Below are 17,073 nucleotides of genomic sequence, written 5' to 3' on the forward strand. Positions count from 1 at the left end.
CGGGCGCTAGCTGTTCTTGAGAACGATCTGGAGCGCGACGCCGGCAAGGTCGCGGAACCGGTCCACGACTTTCTCCAGCATATCGTAGATATCCCGGCGCAAAAGCAGATCACGGATATCCCGGTCGCTCTTGAACAGCGCCACGATCAACTCGTTACGGAGCTTGTCCCCCTGATGCTCAAGATCTTTCAGAAGTTTGACATTCTCTCTGACGGTTTTTAGATCTTTTTTGGACAAAAGCGCCCTCAGAAGAACGCGCGTTGCTTCGGCCTCCTTGAGAATCAGCTCCGCCTGATGCGTGAAATCACCACCCTCCGTGGACATCCCGTGCATGGAAATCCTGTCGGCGATTTTTTCGATGATTTTGGGGACTTTATAAAGGATATTGGCGATATCCTGAATATCTTCCCGGTCAAAAGGCGTGATGAAAGATCGGCAGAGTTCCTCGGTCAGCTTGGCGGAGGTAACCTTGGATTGCGCCCGTATTGCATGAATTTTTTCGATTCTTTTGGCGCGGTCGACGGGGGCGCCGTTGATGAAGTCCTTGAACCCGGCTGTGGATTCGTAAGCTTCCTCCGACATCGCCTCAAGAAGCTTGTAAAACTTGTCCTCTTTAGGAAAAAAGCTGAAGCCCATGGCAAAACCTCATATCGATTTTCAGTGTGCCGCGAACTTCGCACACATACGCCCGCCTGTACAGTAATTTTCTCTAATAAATAAAGAAACCATTTTGAAAAACGCCAAGGCAGCATAAAATCGGTACAAGTTTACACCAGATTCATAGCAGCGCAGAGGGACTCAGAAAAATGCTCAAGGGAAAAACCGCCATCATCACAGGCTCAACCAGCGGCATAGGTCTGGGCATCGCCAGGGGATTCGCCGCGCAGGGCATTAACATCGTCATGAACGGTTTCGGCAAGCCCGAGGAGATCGAAAAACTCCGCAGGGAAATTGAGGGGCAGGGCGTGAAGGCCCACTATAACAGTGCCGATATGAGCAAACCCGATCAGATCGCCGCTCTGGTAAGCGAAGCCCAAAAAACCATGGGATCGGTGGATATCATTGTAAATAACGCAGGGATCCAGTTCGTCTCCCCGGTCGATGATTTTCCGCCGGAAAAATGGGACGCCATCATCGGCATCAACCTCTCGGCAGGCTTCCACATGGTCCGCGCCGCCGTTCCGCTGATGAAAAAGCAAGGCTGGGGCCGCGTCATCAACATCGCGTCCGCCCACGCGCTCGTCGCCTCACCCTTCAAAAGCGCCTATGTCGCCGCCAAGCACGGCATCCTCGGCTTCACGAAATCCGTGGCGCTGGAAGTCGCGCAGAACAACATCACCTGCAACGCCATCTGCCCCGGCTATGTCTGGACGGCGCTGGTGGAAGGGCAGGTCAAGGATACGGCGAAAGCGAGAAACATCTCCGAGGACGAAGTGATCAAAAACGTCCTGCTCGCCGCGCAATGGACCAAGAAATTCGTAACCGTAGAGCAGATTGCCGGAACCGCTCTCTTCCTCTGCTCCGATGCCGCCCAGAACATCACCGGCACATCCATCGCCATCGACGGCGGCTGGACGGCGGCTTGACCAGCCTCCTTCATTGACCTTTCAGAGCCGCTTCAATAAACGAGAACATCACGCCATAGGCATCATAGTCGGTGCCTCCGGATTCATTTCTGAAAAGATCATCATGCCCGCCCTTGTCCTTCCAGAAAAGCAGGCATGGGGATTGGGGGGTCACTTCCTGCATGGCTGCAACAAATTTAAGGGCATGGGCAGGGTGCGCGGTCGCATCTTCCCCCGCGGTCATAACCAGGCAGGGCGGATAGATTGTATCCTTATCAATATTTTGCAGCGGGGAGTAGCCGGAAATGACCTTAAGGTCTTCAGGAACCATAGGATTTCCGTAATCTTTACCCCAGGCCGTACAACGATAGTAATCTTGGCCGATACACATATTGAGAATATCCAGAACCGGAATCTGGGAAATCACGCAGGCAAATAAATCCGGCCTTTTTTGCATGGAGGCAACAACGGTAAGCCCGCCGTTGCTGGCCCCCATGGCAATCAGTTTACGGGAGGACGTTTTGCCGGATTTGATCAAATGCTCGGCGCAGGAAATGTAATCTTTAAAAGTGTTCGGCTTGAGACGCCCTGACCCTCCCTCAGCCCAGCCCGGCTCCCAGCCTCCGTCGCCGCGCACATGAGCGACGGCATAAATCCCGCCGCTCTGAAGCCAGACGGAGATGAAGGGATCATAAGCGGGGACAGAACACAGGCCAAAACCGCCATAGCCCCACAGAATGGTCGGCGCCGTCCCGTCCAGCGGAGTGTCCTTTCGATGGATAAGAGTCATCGGAACGGGTGTTCCATCGGCCGACAAAGCCATCTCCCTTGAAACCACAAGATCACGCGTGTCTTTCAGGCTTCTTTTCTTTACTAACGGGGTGGTTCGAAAATCTCTGACATCAAGGCGGATGAGTTCATAGGGATGAAGATAATTATTGATCCTGACATCAATAGTCAGCCCCTCATAATCAACGGAAACGATCTCCAGGCTTGAAGAATTATTCGGCTTATACTCAAAAACCATATGGCCTTCTGGATTATACGCCCTTATGACGTGTTCGAGGCGCGAGACCTCAACAGTAATAATATGATTATTGATTAAAATAGGGGCGCTTGAGCCCACAAGTTCTAGCGTGGAAACGACGACCTGTTTTTCTCCGGCTCGGTAATTTTTAAGCGAAAACTTGAGGATTTGTTTCTTTCGAAAATCAAGACTCTTCGCGGCATATAAAGTCTGATCGTTAAACCCGAAAAAGTCTGGATAATTATGGCTTAAATATACAGGAATTTCTACAAGGCGCTCAGGAAAGCGGACGTCGGTTAAATATTGCCGAAGCGGGATGCCCATATGCTTGTTGTACTTACTCAGGACAAGATGGCGGCCGGAGAGCGCCATTTCTTCAAACCTCCAGTAGGTGTCAAGGCTGGAATGTTCGGAAGAATAGTTTTCAACGACAACGGCGTCCTTTTCCAGGAAATCGCCTATTTCATGAGCATATAAATCTTTCAGATAAGGGGATTTGGAGCTTTTGGTGTAGTAATAAGTGTTCGCAGTCGGATGCCAGGCTTCAAAGAAAAAGTCATAGGTGGCGGTATCGGTTTCTTCCAGAGTTTTTCCGGATTCCGTATCGACCAGCCTGATACAGAATTTTGACTCAGGTTTAAAAAAAGCATGATTTTGAGAAAAAAAGTAAATAAGTGCGAATTTACCATGAGGGTGGATCCAAACGCTTTTAATTTTCACTTGATCGTTTTGCGTAAAAAAATCCTTTTCATTAAAGAGCGTAGTTTTCCGTTTGGTCAGAAGACACTCTTTATCTAGACGAAAATTATTTTGATCATCCGGGAGCACCTTGAAGATAGATAAACCAACGCGGATTTTCGCTTCCCTCTTTCGGGAGGGTCCGGTTATGGGAGGCCTGAGCAGAGTATAGCCTTTAACGGGTGAAAAATAACCCGGAATCGCGGATAAGCCTGAAAAAGCGGAGCGGAAAGATTTCTTTAGCACCGCGAGCGTATCAGCCCCGCCTTCGCGGAACCCTATAAATTTTTGCAGCAAAAATTTCTGGTGTTTGATCCAGAAATACCCTTCGCTGGTCTGGTCCTCCATGAATTGTGAGACGGACTCTAAAGGCCGGAAAGGATCGGGAAAGACGTCTCCGTGGAAATAATAAGTGGAATGGTCACAGCGCGGAGGTTTTGCTTTGCAGGACTTAAGATATTCCCCGACAGGAGAGCGCTTGCGCTCATCCTTGCTGGCGTCTGTCCGGCCTTTGCGCGTTTTGACATTTTTTTTATGAATTTTAAAAACTTCAGGAAGACTCGCGCTTCTTGGTAGGTTACTCATGGAAACCTCTTAATATATATCTATGCATAAATAGTAATACATACATATGAATACATACAAGATAATTTTCAAAATTTATCTGAGAAGTCTGTAAAATCGAATAGTGCAGGGAGCTATGCGGCCCGATTTAACCAGAAAGAGCAGGGTCTTCCGGTCTTGAAATCAGGTTTTCTGGCAGGACATTCGCCATATCGCCTACGCCATAATACCGCGTGCTGCCCGAAGCCAAATTTTTGCAAGCTATCATCGTAGGTTCTGATTTTAGACGTTCGCTGACGGAGCGAAAGGAAACCGCTGGCACAAGAATCGATGCCAGGGCTGTACCCTGGTCGTTCAGAACAGGAATTGTGGGATCGTAAACAAATTCTTTTCCCTTTGCCTCGACCAGTAAAAAAGTATGAGGATCAGGAAAATTAACGCCGTCATCATTAACCCTCTGAATGAATTCACCCGACATGAGTTGGCTTTTTATGCCGTGGCTATCCAGATACCTTTTGGCCAGAAGAGCAAATTCTACACACATCGCATGATTGGCCTTGAAAATTTCAGAAAGTTTTGGAGTTTGATCGGGATGGTTACGGTACAGGGTGGAGCGGGCAAACTCGTTTGTAGACTGATTTTTCCTTTTACCTTCGATAACCCCGGAAAAAGCTTGAGCCACGGTAGCGAAATCATAAGGAACGCCGGCGTAAGTCTGGGCAAAAAAATTCCTGGACTCGTCTTTTCTCAAAGTCTGAAGATAGGTATCCGCGGGCCCGGAGACACGGTCAAAAAAAGTCTCAAAATCCGCCTCAACGGAATAAGGCATATCTTTGGATCCGATAAATCCCCCGCCAACGGGCACCTTATCCCCGTTTTCAACCTGATCCAAGGCAAAGCAATGATGATAAAACTGCTCTTTCATCCCGTATAAGTAACACGAAAAGCTGGAAAATTCAAATTTTCATAAATAGGCAAGTAAGCGCGGCTATTGATAAGGCCGCCCGTCTAAGCCGCCTTCTTGTGCGGCCCCTTCTTGGCGGATTTGGAGGTACTATTCACGTTCGCAGCCTGTGCAGCCGAAGCCTTCCCGAAATTCCCCTTCATTTTTTGCTTCAGCATATTCAGCTTGCTCTTCTCCCGGGCCTCGCTCCGCGCCCGTTCGATCTTCTCCATATTAGCCCAGAACTCATCATGCCCGTACTCAATCGCCGGATTCTTCAGCCGCGCCGAATGCGAAGCCTTCACCAGCTTGTAAGGGTTGCTGAGAGCAGGCAGCAGGATATCCTCCACAAAACGGCAATCCAGCCGCACCCGCCCGTACCCCAGCAGCCACCCGAACCAGCCGTGTATAACGTGTTCACCCCTGATATCCTCAAGATCGGCCTGATCGATCTGAATGAAAATCAGCCCGCGCTTGTGAATAATCCGCTGGTTCGTCAGCCCCACTTCCGTGGAAATCCAAACAAGAAAAAGCGGAATAAAAATCGCAAACCCCGTAAACACAAAAATCCACGGGATCGGCGTAAACCGCTCGTTAAACACTAGAAAGTAAAGATCGACATTGAACTTGACGGCGTTATGCGTAAAGAAGGCATACAGATAATAATCGATCAGAAACCCGATCGCGCTCAAGGCGCTCAGAGCCAGCAGCCCCTCCAGAAAATAAATCCAGTGCGGACGGAACGTGGCCAGAAGTTTCTCGTCGTTGCCGATGACCTTGCGGATATAGCTCATGCTTTTTCCCTCACCACAAGGACATCGGCGGGGGGATGGGTCAGCAGCGTTCCCGCCAAGCTGCCCAGAAGCGAGGGCATAAGCCCGACTCGCCCGTGGCTGCCCATGGCAATCAGCTCCGCCTTGGTATTTTTGACCTGCTTGGCCAGAACATCATAAACCGGACCTTGCACGACCCGCCCGGTCAGCCTGATCCCCGCCTTGCCCTTTTTCTTGGCCAGCTTGCTCTCCTCCAGAACGAACTTTTCCATTCGCCGCTGATCCTCGTCCAGAACCGCAACCTTGGTCTCAAGATAAATATAGGAAGTCTCGAACGGATAAACCGGAACCTCATAGGAATGAACGCCATAAAATGAAGCCTGTGGGGCAAGAGAGGCGGCAAGACGCAGCGCCGCCCGTGAACTCGGCGAAAAATCCACCGCGCACACGACGTTCGCATACGCCCCGATGGGCTTGTTTTTAACCATCAGGACAGGGACACTGCCTTTCCGCACAAGACGCTCGGCGGTCGTTCCGGCGAACAGATCGGGAATCTTGGTCTTCCCGTGCAGCCCTAGGACAATCAGCCCGGCCTTGACCTTATGCGCGGCCCTTAAAATCTCTTCATGGACGTCCGATCCGGCAACTGCCATAACTGAGGTTTTAACGGCCGCCGCATCCTTATAATCCTTCAGATACCCCCGCATCATGTCTTCGGTCGCCGCCTTTAAAGCCGTGCTGACCCGCTTCGCCCGGTATTGCGGCAGCACATGAAGGAGATGCAGCGGGCATTTCTGCTCCTTCGCCAGCTTGAGCGCCCGCTCCATCGCCCGGTCGGAATTATTGGTAAGATCGGTGGCCAGAAGTATGGATTTCATCGCTTACTCCTTCATCATGGACGGAGAGACTTTAAACGTGCAGGGCAGGGACTCATTATAAAAAGAGCAGAACTCGTTGATATCGATCCCGGCATCGCCGTTAGTGTCATAATAGGGGAAACGGTCGCGTGAATACTCAATATATTCCTGCAGCGTCATCTCTTTGTCGCCATTGGCGTCGATCGCCTCGAAGCGGTAGGAAACATGGCCGCTGACCGCCGCCTTATCGACCCCCGGATTGGCGGCGAAACACCCGCCGACGCACTCACCGAACGTCACCTTTCCGTCGGAATTCAGGTCAAGGGAAGGAAAGATCTTCTGATGATACATCTCGAATTCCGCCGCATCGATCAAGCCGTCATAGACAAGATCGGCATCCTCAAACGCCTTCGCGGCGGCAATCTGGCTGACCTCTTCCGCGAAGGCGGAAGAAGAGAAAAAAACAAAAAGGGACAAGAATAAATAAATGATCTTTTTCATGACAATAACCCTCAAATAAAAAAAGAGCCTAGCACAAGTTCACAAAAGTAGATTTGACTATGATCAAAAGGATGTTGATGGGATTCAATCAAAAACAAGGGGCGAAGCACAAACTTTTTCACAACGACCCTTGACCCCGAAAGCAAGACCTTCCATAACGTCCTAGAAACAAAGGGGAATATTCAGGGTTATGGACTCTCTGGCTGCTAAATTGACAAAGATCACCGAACAGGCCTTTTCGGCCCTCGGCCTGCCGCCCGAATATGCGCGGGTGATGGTGTCCGGTCAATCGGAATCCGCCCAGTTCCAGTGCAACGGCGCGATGCCCTCCGCCAAGGCCGCAAAGAAAAACCCCCGCGAAATCGCGCAACTTGTCATCGATCAACTCCAATCAAACGACAAAGACGGGGTGTTCTCGGATCTTTCCATAGGCGGTCCGGGGTTCATCAATATCGCCGTAACCGATGCTTTTATCGCCGCGCATCTTGCGGAATTAAACGACGATCCGAAATTGGGCGTCCCTCTAATAGCAGCAGGGCAGACGGTCATTCTCGATTACGGCGGCCCGAATGTCGCCAAGGCGATGCACGTGGGTCACTTGCGCTCCTCCATCATTGGTGACTCGCTGCGCCGCCTTCTCGGAGAAGTCGGATACGCCGTCATCGCCGACGTTCACCTCGGCGACTGGGGCACGCCGATGGGGCAGATCATTTCGGAATATGAAATTCGTTACCCCGATTGGCCATATTTTTCTAAGAAAAATGTAGAAGTTATAGAAGCTGAAACTGCTGCTGAACCAATGGATATTGATATTCCAATGTTTTATCTGCCGTCATCTCAAGATAAATCAAAACAAAATTCGTATCTTCTAACCTCCCAAAAAGATGGCGAAGAAGCTGGAGAAATATTGGCAGAAACTGCGGCAGAGCCTTTTAATCCTAAAATAAGCATGCAGCACTTGGAAGAGATTTATCCTTTTGCTTCTAAAGCATGTAAGGACGATGCCGAACGTGCTGAGAGGGCTCGTAGGGCTACTGTTGAGTTGCAGAATGGGCATCCTGGCTATCGAGAATTGTGGGAATATTTTGTAAAAGTTTCTAAAGACGGCATGAAAAAGAATTTCGACGCGCTCGGCGTTCACTTTGACCTTTGGAAGGGCGAGGGCAGCGTCCATGATCTGATCGAGCCCATGGTCGAGAAACTGAAAACGCAAGGTCTGGCACGGAAGGATGACGGGGCGCTGGTGATAGACGTCGCCCGCGAAGACGATAAAAAGGAAATCCCCCCGCTGATTCTCTACAAACGCGACGGGGCAGTGATGTACGGCACCACCGATCTGGCCACGCTGGTTGACCGGATGCAGGAGAATAAACCCGCCAAAATCATCTATGTCGTCGATCAGCGGCAGGGGCTGCATTTCGAGCAGGTCTTCCGTGCCGCACGCAAGGGTGGGATCGTGCCGGAATCCGTCGAATTGACCCATGCCGGGTTCGGCACCATGAACGGGGCGGACGGCAAACCCTTCAAGACGCGGGCGGGCGGAGTCATGAAGCTCGAAGACCTGATCGCCATGGCCGTTGATAAGGGTCGTGAACGCCTGAAGGAGGCGAAGCTGGCCGAGGATATGCCGCCCGCAGAGAAAGAGGAGATCGCGCACAAGGTCGCCATCGCCGCTATAAAGTTCGCGGATTTGCAGAACAACCGCATTGCGGATTATGCCTTCGACCTTGACCGCATGACCGCCTTCGAGGGCAAGACCGGACCTTATCTGCTCTATCAGGCCGTGCGGATAAAATCCCTCCTGAGAAAGGCAGAAGAGCAGGGGTTCAAGACCGCGAACACCTTCGTTCTGAAAGCGGAGGACACGCCGCTGGCGTTATTGCTCAGCGAACTCCCAGATCAGATTCAACTAGCAGTCAAAAATTACTCGCCCCATATTCTCTGCGATTATGCCTATAAGGTCGCTCAGGAATTCAGCAGCTTCTATGGCAAGTGCCACATCCTTTCGGAAAATGACGAAGCGCTAAGGGGCAGTCGCTTGGCTTTGTGCGCCCTCACGGCCCGCCATTTACAGACAGTGCTGAACCTTCTGGGCATCGGAATCCCCGAACGGATGTAGTATTTAATCCTGCGGAGCGCAGTTTTTATCCGCCTGAATAAACCGCACGGCCTCCATCGGATCGTCGGTCATTTTCACGAAACGTAGATCGGCCTCGTCGATTGTCTTGTGCATGATCATCGTATTCTGCAAAAAGGGTTGCAATTCGCGCCAATATTCGCTGCCCATGATGATAAGAGGGAAAGCGCAGATTTTTTCGGTCTGCAGAAGCGTCGCAACTTCAAAAATTTCATCCATGGTTCCAAACCCGCCGGGCAGCAGCACAAACGCCCGCGAGTATTTCAGCAGCATCACCTTACGCACAAAGAAATAATGGAAATCAACGCTGATATCGGTATAGGGGTTCGGAACCTGTTCTTTGGGCAGCTTGATATTGCAGCCGATCGAAACCGCCCCGGCATCTTGTGCGCCCTTGTTCGCCGCCTCCATGATCCCCGGCCCGCCTCCGGTCATAACGCTGAACCCGGCCTTGCCCAGTTCTGTGGCAGTTTGATAAGCCAGTTGATAATACGGGTCGTCCGGCCCAAACCGCGCCGAACCGAAAAACGTGACGCAATTACGCACATTCCGCAGTGCACGAAACCCGCGGTAAAACTCGCTCCATATCCGCACCGAGCGCCACAGGTCGGAAAATCCGCTTTCCCGCCCCTGCAGCAGATAAGTGTCAAAATCGTTTGGGTTGCTCATAGCTCTAGATCAATCAACGCCCATAAACCGCCATGATCTGCGCCTGCCCGATGGAATGGGCATTGATGAAATACCCCACCATCGCGCCGGAGGCATTGGCATCCAGATCGAGCTTTTCAACATCCAGCGCATGAAGCGTTAGGAAATAGCGGTGCGGCTTGTCGCCCACGGGCGGACAGGAGCCGCCGAACGTCGACTCCCCGAAATCCGTCCGCCCCTCGATGGCGCCCTTGGGTATCGCCTCAGTCCCGCTGGCCCCCTCGGGAATTTCGGTTACGGAGAGCGGAATATTAAACACCGTCCAGTGCCACCAGCCGCTACCCGACGGCGCATCGGGATCGTAATAGGTGAGCGCAAGGCTCTTGGCCTCCGCCGGAATCCCTTCCCACGAGACCTGAGGTGAAAGATTCTCCCCTTCGCACCCAAAGCCCTTATAGACCTGCTTGTTATCAATCGTCGCATTCTGGCTCAGGCTGGCACTGTGCAGAACGATTGTATCGTAGACCTTCTTCACGGGCGGCGAATCCGCAAAAACCTGCGGCGTCATAAAAGTAAAGCCAAGAACCAAAACTCCCAAAATTGTCTTCATCGTCAATTCCTTTAACCCGGTATCTTCCGGCCACGATTTCAAGTATGAGATACAGGATAATGGGTCAGACAGAGATTTAAAAGCTCTGGGTAGAAGAAACACAGGAAAAAGATGAAACTCACATTTCTCGGCGCGACAGGTACGGTCACAGGTTCAAAGTATCTCCTCGAAGACGAAAACCATAAATTCCTGATTGATTGCGGCCTGTTTCAGGGTCTGAAGGAACTGCGCCAGCGCAACTGGAACAAGCTGCCGATAAACCCCGCGTCCATCGACGCCGTGATCCTCACCCACGCCCATATCGACCATAGCGGCTATCTGCCGATACTGGTACGCGATGGCTTTAACGGACCGATTTACGCCACCGATGCGACCATTGACCTCTGCAAGCTCCTCCTGCCCGACAGCGCGAGAATTCATGAGGAGGACGCCGCGCGCGCCAACCGCGAGGGCTACACGAAGCACAAGCCCGCCTTGCCGCTCTACACCGAACGCGACGCCGAACGCGCCCTGCAGCGCTTTAAGCCCGTGGATTTCGGCAAGGAGCAAGCCCTGAACAACATCCTCTCCTTCACCTATAGCCGCGCAGGGCACATTCTCGGCGCCGCCAGCATCCGCGTAACGGACGGCCAGACAGCCATTGTCTTCTCCGGTGATCTCGGCCGCCCGAACGATCCCGTCATCTGCGCCCCCGCGAAGGTGCAGGACGCTGATGTCCTTCTTCTGGAATCCACCTACGGCGACCGCCTGCACGAGGGGCGCGACCCACTGGACAAGATGGCGGAAATCATCAACGATACCGCCTCACGCGGCGGTTTGATCCTGATCCCGGCCTTCGCCGTCGGTCGGGCGCAAAGCCTGATGTTTTACCTTTATGAACTCAAACGCAAGAACCGCATCCCGAATATTCCCATCTTCCTCGACAGTCCGATGGCGACCAACGCAACGGAAATATTAAAGAAACATGGCCACGAACACCGCCTCTCCGAACACCTGTGCGCGCAGGTCTGCAGTGTCGCAAAAGTGATTCATACGCCTGAGGAATCAAGGATTCTCAACAATGCGAACATGCCCTGCATCATCATTTCGGCCAGCGGCATGGCCACGGGCGGGCGCATCTTGCACCACCTCAAGGCCCACATCGGCGACCCGAAAAACACCGTCCTGTTCGCAGGGTATCAGGCGGCGGGGACTCGCGGCGCCCGTCTGGTTCATGGCGAAAAGGAAATCAAGATTCACGGCCACCTCTACCCCGTCCGCGCCCGGATAGACAATCTCGACACGCTCTCCGCCCACGCGGATTATAGCGAGATTCTCGATTGGCTGCGCGGCTTCAACAAGCCCCCGCGCATGACCTACCTCACGCATGGCGAACCCGAAGCGGCGTCTTCCCTGAAATTCAAGATTGAGGAACATCTGGGCTGGCGGGTGGAAATTCCCGAATATCTCTCAACCGTCGAGATATAGGCGTTATATTCCGAGCTGGTGCTGCGCGGGTCCGTCTTGAACATTGCCGCCAGAAGGCGCAGGTTCCGCAATCTCGGTCGGCGTCGTCTGCGCCTTGATATCGTTGATGATCCAGCGCATCATTTTCCAGTCGTCGGGCGACTCTCCGACCGTGACTGAAGGGCTGGCCAGAACGTAAACGCCCTGCTTTCGGTGCGCCAGAAGCTCGTCGGTCAGGATCTTATAGGGATCGGAGCGCAGCGCCTCATCGTGCTTACTGAAAATCAGCGTACTGAACAGAGGCTTGCCTTCGCCCATATTGACCCGGTTGCCCTTGATTCCCCGGCCGAAATGTTCCTGAATGGCTGTTTCCGTGGGGATAAGCCGGAACAGTCGCGGAAAACCGATCATGCGCGTCTCGCCGACCGGAACGCCCGCCCGCCGCTCCTGCATGGCGTTGTAAAGATGGGCCATATCCTCCGTCCGGTGTCCAAGGAAAAAATTCCGGTAGGGAACGATCGACTCACGGTGCAGGGCAAAAACCCGGTCGCGGAAGGGAAAATCAGCATCAAGTTCATGGATTTTCAGCAGGACTTCGCGGGCCTCCTCGGCGGAGTGAACGGGAATGCTGAGATAATTGCCCCGGTTGGCCGCAACCCACTGCTCGGGGTTGCTCGCCCCCTTTTCCTTGAGGTTTCGGAACGAAATCGGCCGCGACGCCAGATCGAGGTTCAAACTGAGCAGAATGTTCCGGCGCGCTTTGACCGCATCGGCCAGACCTTCCTGCGCGTGCTTATTGAAGACATGATCCCGGTCGCCATGCCCTTCGGGACGTACCCAGCACGCCCGCACAATCTCCGTATTCCCCATCCGCGTATGCGACTTGCGGAACGTGAGCGGCAGCAGATTGTCAACGGAGAGAATTTCAAGCCCTTCATCGCCCCCGGGGTTGGTTGCCGTAATCCCCAGTCTTTCATTGCCGCGGTAAGTCTGCTCGAACTCCCGGGCGGTCATCTGCCGCGAAAAACCTGTCTCTTTATTGAAAACCAGCGCAACGTCCATACGAAACCCCAAAAATCCTTTTTTCCAAGGCGCAAGCCCCCGCGCCAAGTCATTGACTTACGGTAACTTTTCTAACAAAATTCTACGCCAAAGTCACGAAAATGGAAAGTTTAGCGCATAAACCCGCAGAAATCCGGCATTTTCAGGAAAGGATAACCCGTGGCCACCCCCTGCATCATCACCGTCGCCCTCTGCGGCTCCGTCCCGCGCAAGGAGCATAACCCCGCCGTTCCCATAAGCGTAGAGGAACAGGTCGAATCCGCCCATGAATCCTTAGAGGCCGGAGCAACGCTGGCCCATATCCACACCCGAAATGCGGACCAGACCCCATCCTCCGACCCCGAATTTTTCGCAAAAGTACAGGAGGGGATCAAAAAACACTGCCCCGGCATGATCATCCAGTTCTCCACGGGCGGGCGGGGCAGGGCGATGGAGGAACGCGGGTCGATGCTTTACCTGAAGCCCGACATGGCCTCTCTGGCCACAGGATCGGTGAATTTCCCCACCATCGTCTACGCCAACCCGCCCGACCTCATCGACCATCTCGCCGCCGAAATGCTGAAATACGACGTGAAGCCGGAGATCGAGATTTTCGACCTTCATATGCTCTACAACGCCGGAAAGCTGGTCGAACGCGGCCTTTTAAAGCCACCCGTCCATGTGCAGTTCGTCTTCGGCATCAAGAACGCGCTGCCCGCCGAACGCCGGATTTTGGATTTTTATCTCGCGGAGCTGCCGCGTGTTCTCCCCGGCGCGACCTGGACGGCGGCGGGCATCGGCAAGACGCAGATCGAGGTGAACAGATGGTGTCTGGAACGGGGCGGCCACTGCAGGACAGGGCTGGAGGATAATATCCGGCTGGATGCAAAAAACCTCGCGCCCTCCAACGCCGCCCTCGTCAGACAGGTCGTGGATCTCTGCGCCGCCCACAATCGCCGCCCCGCAACAGCGCAAGAAGCACGGGAGATTTTGGGGCTAAAAGCATGAAAAAATTCAAACTTAAAATGCCAACCGAAAAGGATTGGGATGATTGGTCGAACGATCCACCGAGAGATTGTGTAACCACATGGAATAGAGGCCACGCAAAACAAAAGTTTTTTGGCAAGACCATTGAGCAGGTGATTCCAGAGTTAAAGCGAAATTTTATGGGATACTACGACGAGTTCTGCGATATGCCCCGCAGATGTTTTCAGTACTATATTTTCGCAATTACAGAGATTCTTAAAGAATTTGCTGAGTCAGGCTCTAAGGAAGAACGCTATTCAATCTCTGACATGGCCAGTTGTTTTTTATCTTTTTTTAAGAGCCGGGCCAAAAATGACCCAAAAAGTTTAAAACCAATTATGAAGCTTATATGGCCAGAACTTGAACGTGTCGCCAACAACCAATATAAATTTTATGCCCCTGTAGATATTTACGGCGATTTTAAGGATCATTTAGCCGAAATCAAAAAGCTCTGCGATGAAAACAAAATTGAATACTTGGACCCTTAGGGTCGAGACTCACAGCTTTTATAAAGTCAGCGAAAACACAGGTTTTCGAGAACTGCATCGCAGAATACTTGGGCGTATTTGAGAAGCGGAAGCGAAGAAAACCTGTGTTTGCAGGTCTTTAGAAAAGCTGTGGATTTTGACCCTAAGCATCAATCCGTGACTTCAGCGCATTATCCTGAATGAACTCCCGCCGCGGCTCCACCACGTCGCCCATCAGGGTCGAGAAAATCTCATCCGCCTTGATCGCGTCGTTCACCGTCACCTGCAAAAGCGTGCGGGCGTTCGGGTCCAGCGTGGTCTCGCGCAGCTGCTCGGAGTTCATCTCCCCCAGACCCTTGTAACGCTGGGTGGTCAAACCCTTACGCCCGGCTTCCTGAATCCGGTCATAGAACGCGGCGGGGCCGTTGACCTTCGCCAGAACCTTATCGCCGCTGAAAATCTCCACCGGACCGGCGAAAAGGTCGCGCAGCCAGTCCAGCGCCCCGTGCAGCCGCCGCGCATCCGGCGAACGCACCCGGTCCAGCGACAGCCGAACCGTTTCCTTCACACCGCGCACATTATGGCGGAAATTATAGCCCTTCTCGGCCGAAAACTCCCCCTCCCATGTCCGTGCGTTCTGAGGCTCCCGCGCATTGAGCCGCTCGATAGTCGTCTTGGCGTAAGTTTTTCCCGCCTCCTCATCGTTGAAAATCCCCTCATCGAACGCGCCGGCAATCGCGGCTTGTTCCACCACGCGGCGGTTGCCCGCCCGCTGCGACAGCGCGTTGATCGAATTCCGCAGGGAACGGGATTTTTTCAACAAATCGCGCAGATCGTTGCCTGTGCGCGTCGCGCCCTTGGCATCCACAATGCGGATTTCGTCAATCGCCGTGTCGATCAGATAATCCTCCAGCGCCCGCTCATCCTTCAGGTAAAGCTCGCCCTTGTTCCCGCGCTTGACCTTGTAAAGCGGAGGCTGCGCGATATAGAGATACCCGCGCTCGATGATGTCGGGCATATAGCGGAAGAAGAACGTCAGCAGAAGGGTGCGAATGTGCGATCCGTCCACATCCGCGTCCGTCATGATGATGATTTTATGATACCGCGCCTTCTCGATATTGAACTCATCCGGCCCGATCGAGGTGCCGAGCGCGGTAATCAGCGTCCCCACCTGTTCCGAGGACAGCATCTTGTCGAACCGCGCCCGCTCGACGTTCAAAATTTTCCCGCGCAACGGCAGGATCGCCTGATTGTAACGGTCGCGAGCCATTTTGGCCGTGCCGCCCGCCGAGTCTCCCTCGACGATAAACAGTTCCGAGTTGGACGGGTCTTTCGAATAACAATCCGCAAGCTTTCCGGGCAGGTTGGAGACATCCATCACCCCCTTGCGCCGCGTCAGGTCACGCGCTTTGCGCGCCGCTTCCCGCGCCATCGCCGCTTCCATCACCTTGGCGACGATCTGCTTGGCCTCGGCCGGATTTTCCTCCAGCCAGGTGCCAAGTTTGTCGGCAATCTCCGATTCGACAACGGGCCGCACCTCGGAGGACACCAGCTTTTCCTTGGTCTGCGAGGAAAATTTGGGATCGGGCACCTTGACCGACAGAACGCAGGTCAGCCCCTCGCGCATATCCTCGCCGGTCAGCTTGATTTTTTCCTTCTTCGTTATGCCTTTTTCTTCGGCGTACTTGCCCAGAACGCGGGTCAGAGCGCCCCGGAACCCCGCAAGATGCGTCCCCCCGTCCCGCTGAGGAATGTTATTCGTAAAGCACAACATCGTCTCATGATAGGCATCCGTCCATTCCATCGACGCCTCAACAGTGATCGAGGATTTATCGTCATGGGCGCGGATCGTCAGCGGCGGATCGAACAGCGCCTTCTTCGTCCGGTCCAGATACTGCACGAAACTCTCGATCCCGCCTTCGTAATGCAGATGGATGGTTTTCCGCTCGTCTTCATTCTCATTGCGGTTGTCCGACAGATAGATATTCACGCCCGAATTGAGGAACGCCAGTTCGCGCAAGCGGTCCTCCAGCGTTTTGAAATCGAAATCCGTCATCGTGAACGTGGCGGTGGAGGGCAGGAACGTGACCTGCGTTCCGTTGCGCTCGTCCGGCTCAAGATTACGGATCGGCTTCAGCGGCTCGACCGCATCCCCGCCCTTAAACCGCATATACCATTCCTTGCCGTTGCGCCGGATATGGAGATCCAGAAACTCCGAAAGCGCGTTGACCACCGAAACACCCACACCGTGCAACCCGCCCGAAACCTTGTAGGAATTCTGGTCGAACTTTCCACCCGCATGAAGCTGCGTCATGATAACTTCCGCCGCCGAAACCCCTTCCTCCGGGTGGATATCGACCGGAATCCCCCGTCCGTTATCCCGCACCGTCACGGACCCGTCCGCATTCAGCATGACATCGATCTGGTCGCAATGCCCGGCCAGCGATTCGTCAATCGCGTTATCCACGACCTCATAGACCATGTGATGCAGGCCTGTGCCGTCATCCGTATCCCCGATATACATGCCGGGGCGCTTACGCACAGCTTCCAGCCCGCGCAAAACCTTGATGGAATCGGCGCCATATTCATTACTCGCATCCATAGGACTGACTTTCCTTGCAGTAGACTCGCTCATTGACGTATTTCCTGATAAAGAATCGGTGGCCTAAGCCGCTGTTTTCGGACGTTTTTCTTCATGATTTTTGAACATCATTTTCTATAGCACGGCCA

At 53.3% G+C, this 17,073-nt stretch carries 15 protein-coding genes; 5 read left to right on the plus strand and 10 right to left on the minus strand.

Annotated features, from left to right (window positions below; genetic code table 11):
- Positions 1-6: 6 nt before the first annotated feature.
- A complete protein-coding gene (locus IPN28_04880; protein ID QQS58159.1) occupies positions 7-636 on the minus strand; it encodes a DUF47 family protein in 630 nt (209 codons plus the stop codon).
- 170 nt (positions 637-806) lie between these two features.
- Between IPN28_04880 and IPN28_04885 the strand changes: the two genes are divergently transcribed.
- Complete coding sequence (locus tag IPN28_04885; protein ID QQS58160.1) at positions 807-1,586, plus strand: 3-hydroxybutyrate dehydrogenase; 780 nt, start codon at positions 807-809, stop codon at positions 1,584-1,586.
- Positions 1,587-1,596: 10 nt separating this feature from the next.
- On the opposite strand, the gene IPN28_04890 is transcribed toward IPN28_04885, so the two are convergent.
- The 5 genes from IPN28_04890 to IPN28_04910 form a co-directional block, all read right to left on the minus strand.
- A complete protein-coding gene (locus IPN28_04890; protein ID QQS58161.1) occupies positions 1,597-3,915 on the minus strand; it encodes a prolyl oligopeptidase family serine peptidase in 2,319 nt (772 codons plus the stop codon).
- A gap of 127 nt (positions 3,916-4,042) precedes the next feature.
- Positions 4,043-4,819 carry a hypothetical protein gene (locus IPN28_04895; protein ID QQS58162.1) on the minus strand — a complete coding sequence of 259 codons (777 nt, stop codon included), beginning with the start codon at positions 4,817-4,819 and terminating at the stop codon, positions 4,043-4,045.
- Positions 4,820-4,902: 83 nt separating this feature from the next.
- Entirely contained in the window at positions 4,903-5,631 is a 729-nt protein-coding gene (locus IPN28_04900; protein ID QQS58163.1) for a hypothetical protein, read from the minus strand.
- A complete protein-coding gene (locus tag IPN28_04905; GenBank protein ID QQS58164.1) occupies positions 5,628-6,488 on the minus strand; it encodes a universal stress protein in 861 nt (286 codons plus the stop codon). The genes IPN28_04900 and IPN28_04905 overlap by 4 nt, the downstream gene beginning before the upstream one ends.
- A 3-nt stretch (positions 6,489-6,491) precedes the next feature.
- Positions 6,492-6,968, minus strand: coding sequence for a hypothetical protein (locus IPN28_04910; protein QQS58165.1), 477 nt, complete (start codon positions 6,966-6,968; stop codon positions 6,492-6,494).
- 190 nt (positions 6,969-7,158) lie between these two features.
- Here IPN28_04910 and argS point away from each other — a divergent pair, with 190 nt between their 5' ends.
- Entirely contained in the window at positions 7,159-9,087 is a 1,929-nt protein-coding gene (argS, locus tag IPN28_04915) for an arginine--tRNA ligase (GenBank protein QQS58166.1), read from the plus strand.
- Between the two features lie 3 nt (positions 9,088-9,090).
- Here argS and IPN28_04920 read toward each other — a convergent pair whose 3' ends face one another.
- Both IPN28_04920 and IPN28_04925 read right to left on the minus strand, forming a co-directional pair.
- Complete coding sequence (locus tag IPN28_04920) at positions 9,091-9,774, minus strand: TIGR00730 family Rossman fold protein (GenBank protein QQS58167.1); 684 nt, start codon at positions 9,772-9,774, stop codon at positions 9,091-9,093.
- Positions 9,775-9,787: 13 nt separating this feature from the next.
- Complete coding sequence (locus tag IPN28_04925) at positions 9,788-10,321, minus strand: YbhB/YbcL family Raf kinase inhibitor-like protein (protein ID QQS58535.1); 534 nt, start codon at positions 10,319-10,321, stop codon at positions 9,788-9,790.
- A 153-nt stretch (positions 10,322-10,474) separates the two neighbouring features.
- Between IPN28_04925 and IPN28_04930 the strand changes: the two genes are divergently transcribed.
- On the plus strand, positions 10,475-11,830 hold the full coding sequence (locus IPN28_04930) for an MBL fold metallo-hydrolase (GenBank protein QQS58168.1): 1,356 nt from the start codon (positions 10,475-10,477) through the stop codon (positions 11,828-11,830).
- Positions 11,831-11,833: 3 nt separating this feature from the next.
- Here the strand turns inward: IPN28_04930 and IPN28_04935 are convergent, their stop codons facing one another.
- Positions 11,834-12,871: a hypothetical protein gene (locus tag IPN28_04935; GenBank protein ID QQS58169.1), complete on the minus strand. Its 1,038-nt coding sequence runs from the start codon at positions 12,869-12,871 to the stop codon at positions 11,834-11,836.
- A gap of 159 nt (positions 12,872-13,030) precedes the next feature.
- Here IPN28_04935 and IPN28_04940 point away from each other — a divergent pair, with 159 nt between their 5' ends.
- Both IPN28_04940 and IPN28_04945 read left to right on the plus strand, forming a co-directional pair.
- Positions 13,031-13,858, plus strand: coding sequence for a 3-keto-5-aminohexanoate cleavage protein (locus IPN28_04940; protein QQS58170.1), 828 nt, complete (start codon positions 13,031-13,033; stop codon positions 13,856-13,858).
- The gene (locus tag IPN28_04945; protein ID QQS58171.1) at positions 13,855-14,364 is read left to right on the plus strand and encodes a hypothetical protein; all 510 of its coding nucleotides are present in this window, start codon (positions 13,855-13,857) and stop codon (positions 14,362-14,364) included. Before IPN28_04940 ends, IPN28_04945 begins: the two co-directional genes overlap by 4 nt.
- Before the next feature lie 142 nt (positions 14,365-14,506).
- Here IPN28_04945 and gyrB read toward each other — a convergent pair whose 3' ends face one another.
- Entirely contained in the window at positions 14,507-16,945 is a 2,439-nt protein-coding gene (gene gyrB / locus IPN28_04950; GenBank protein ID QQS58536.1) for a DNA topoisomerase (ATP-hydrolyzing) subunit B, read from the minus strand.
- Positions 16,946-17,073 lie beyond the last annotated feature (128 nt).

Source organism: Alphaproteobacteria bacterium (assembly GCA_016699735.1).
Classification (GTDB): domain Bacteria; phylum Pseudomonadota; class Alphaproteobacteria; order Micavibrionales; family Micavibrionaceae; genus JAGNKE01.

Excerpts from the sequence above, each read along its gene's own strand:
- IPN28_04910 (QQS58165.1), bottom strand. The coding sequence starts at position 6,968 with ATGAAAAAGATCATTTATTTATTCTTGTCCCTTTTTGTTTTTTTCTCT.
- IPN28_04930 (QQS58168.1), top strand. The coding sequence starts at position 10,475 with ATGAAACTCACATTTCTCGGCGCGACAGGTACGGTCACAGGTTCAAAG.
- IPN28_04905 (QQS58164.1), bottom strand. The coding sequence starts at position 6,488 with ATGAAATCCATACTTCTGGCCACCGATCTTACCAATAATTCCGACCGG.
- argS (QQS58166.1), top strand. The coding sequence starts at position 7,159 with ATGGACTCTCTGGCTGCTAAATTGACAAAGATCACCGAACAGGCCTTT.
- IPN28_04920 (QQS58167.1), bottom strand. The coding sequence starts at position 9,774 with ATGAGCAACCCAAACGATTTTGACACTTATCTGCTGCAGGGGCGGGAA.
- IPN28_04885 (QQS58160.1), top strand. The coding sequence starts at position 807 with ATGCTCAAGGGAAAAACCGCCATCATCACAGGCTCAACCAGCGGCATA.
- IPN28_04925 (QQS58535.1), bottom strand. The coding sequence starts at position 10,321 with ATGACGCCGCAGGTTTTTGCGGATTCGCCGCCCGTGAAGAAGGTCTAC.
- IPN28_04890 (QQS58161.1), bottom strand. The coding sequence starts at position 3,915 with ATGAGTAACCTACCAAGAAGCGCGAGTCTTCCTGAAGTTTTTAAAATT.
- gyrB (QQS58536.1), bottom strand. The coding sequence starts at position 16,945 with ATGGATGCGAGTAATGAATATGGCGCCGATTCCATCAAGGTTTTGCGC.
- IPN28_04945 (QQS58171.1), top strand. The coding sequence starts at position 13,855 with ATGAAAAAATTCAAACTTAAAATGCCAACCGAAAAGGATTGGGATGAT.
- IPN28_04880 (QQS58159.1), bottom strand. The coding sequence starts at position 636 with ATGGGCTTCAGCTTTTTTCCTAAAGAGGACAAGTTTTACAAGCTTCTT.
- IPN28_04900 (QQS58163.1), bottom strand. The coding sequence starts at position 5,631 with ATGAGCTATATCCGCAAGGTCATCGGCAACGACGAGAAACTTCTGGCC.
- IPN28_04935 (QQS58169.1), bottom strand. The coding sequence starts at position 12,871 with ATGGACGTTGCGCTGGTTTTCAATAAAGAGACAGGTTTTTCGCGGCAG.
- IPN28_04895 (QQS58162.1), bottom strand. The coding sequence starts at position 4,819 with ATGAAAGAGCAGTTTTATCATCATTGCTTTGCCTTGGATCAGGTTGAA.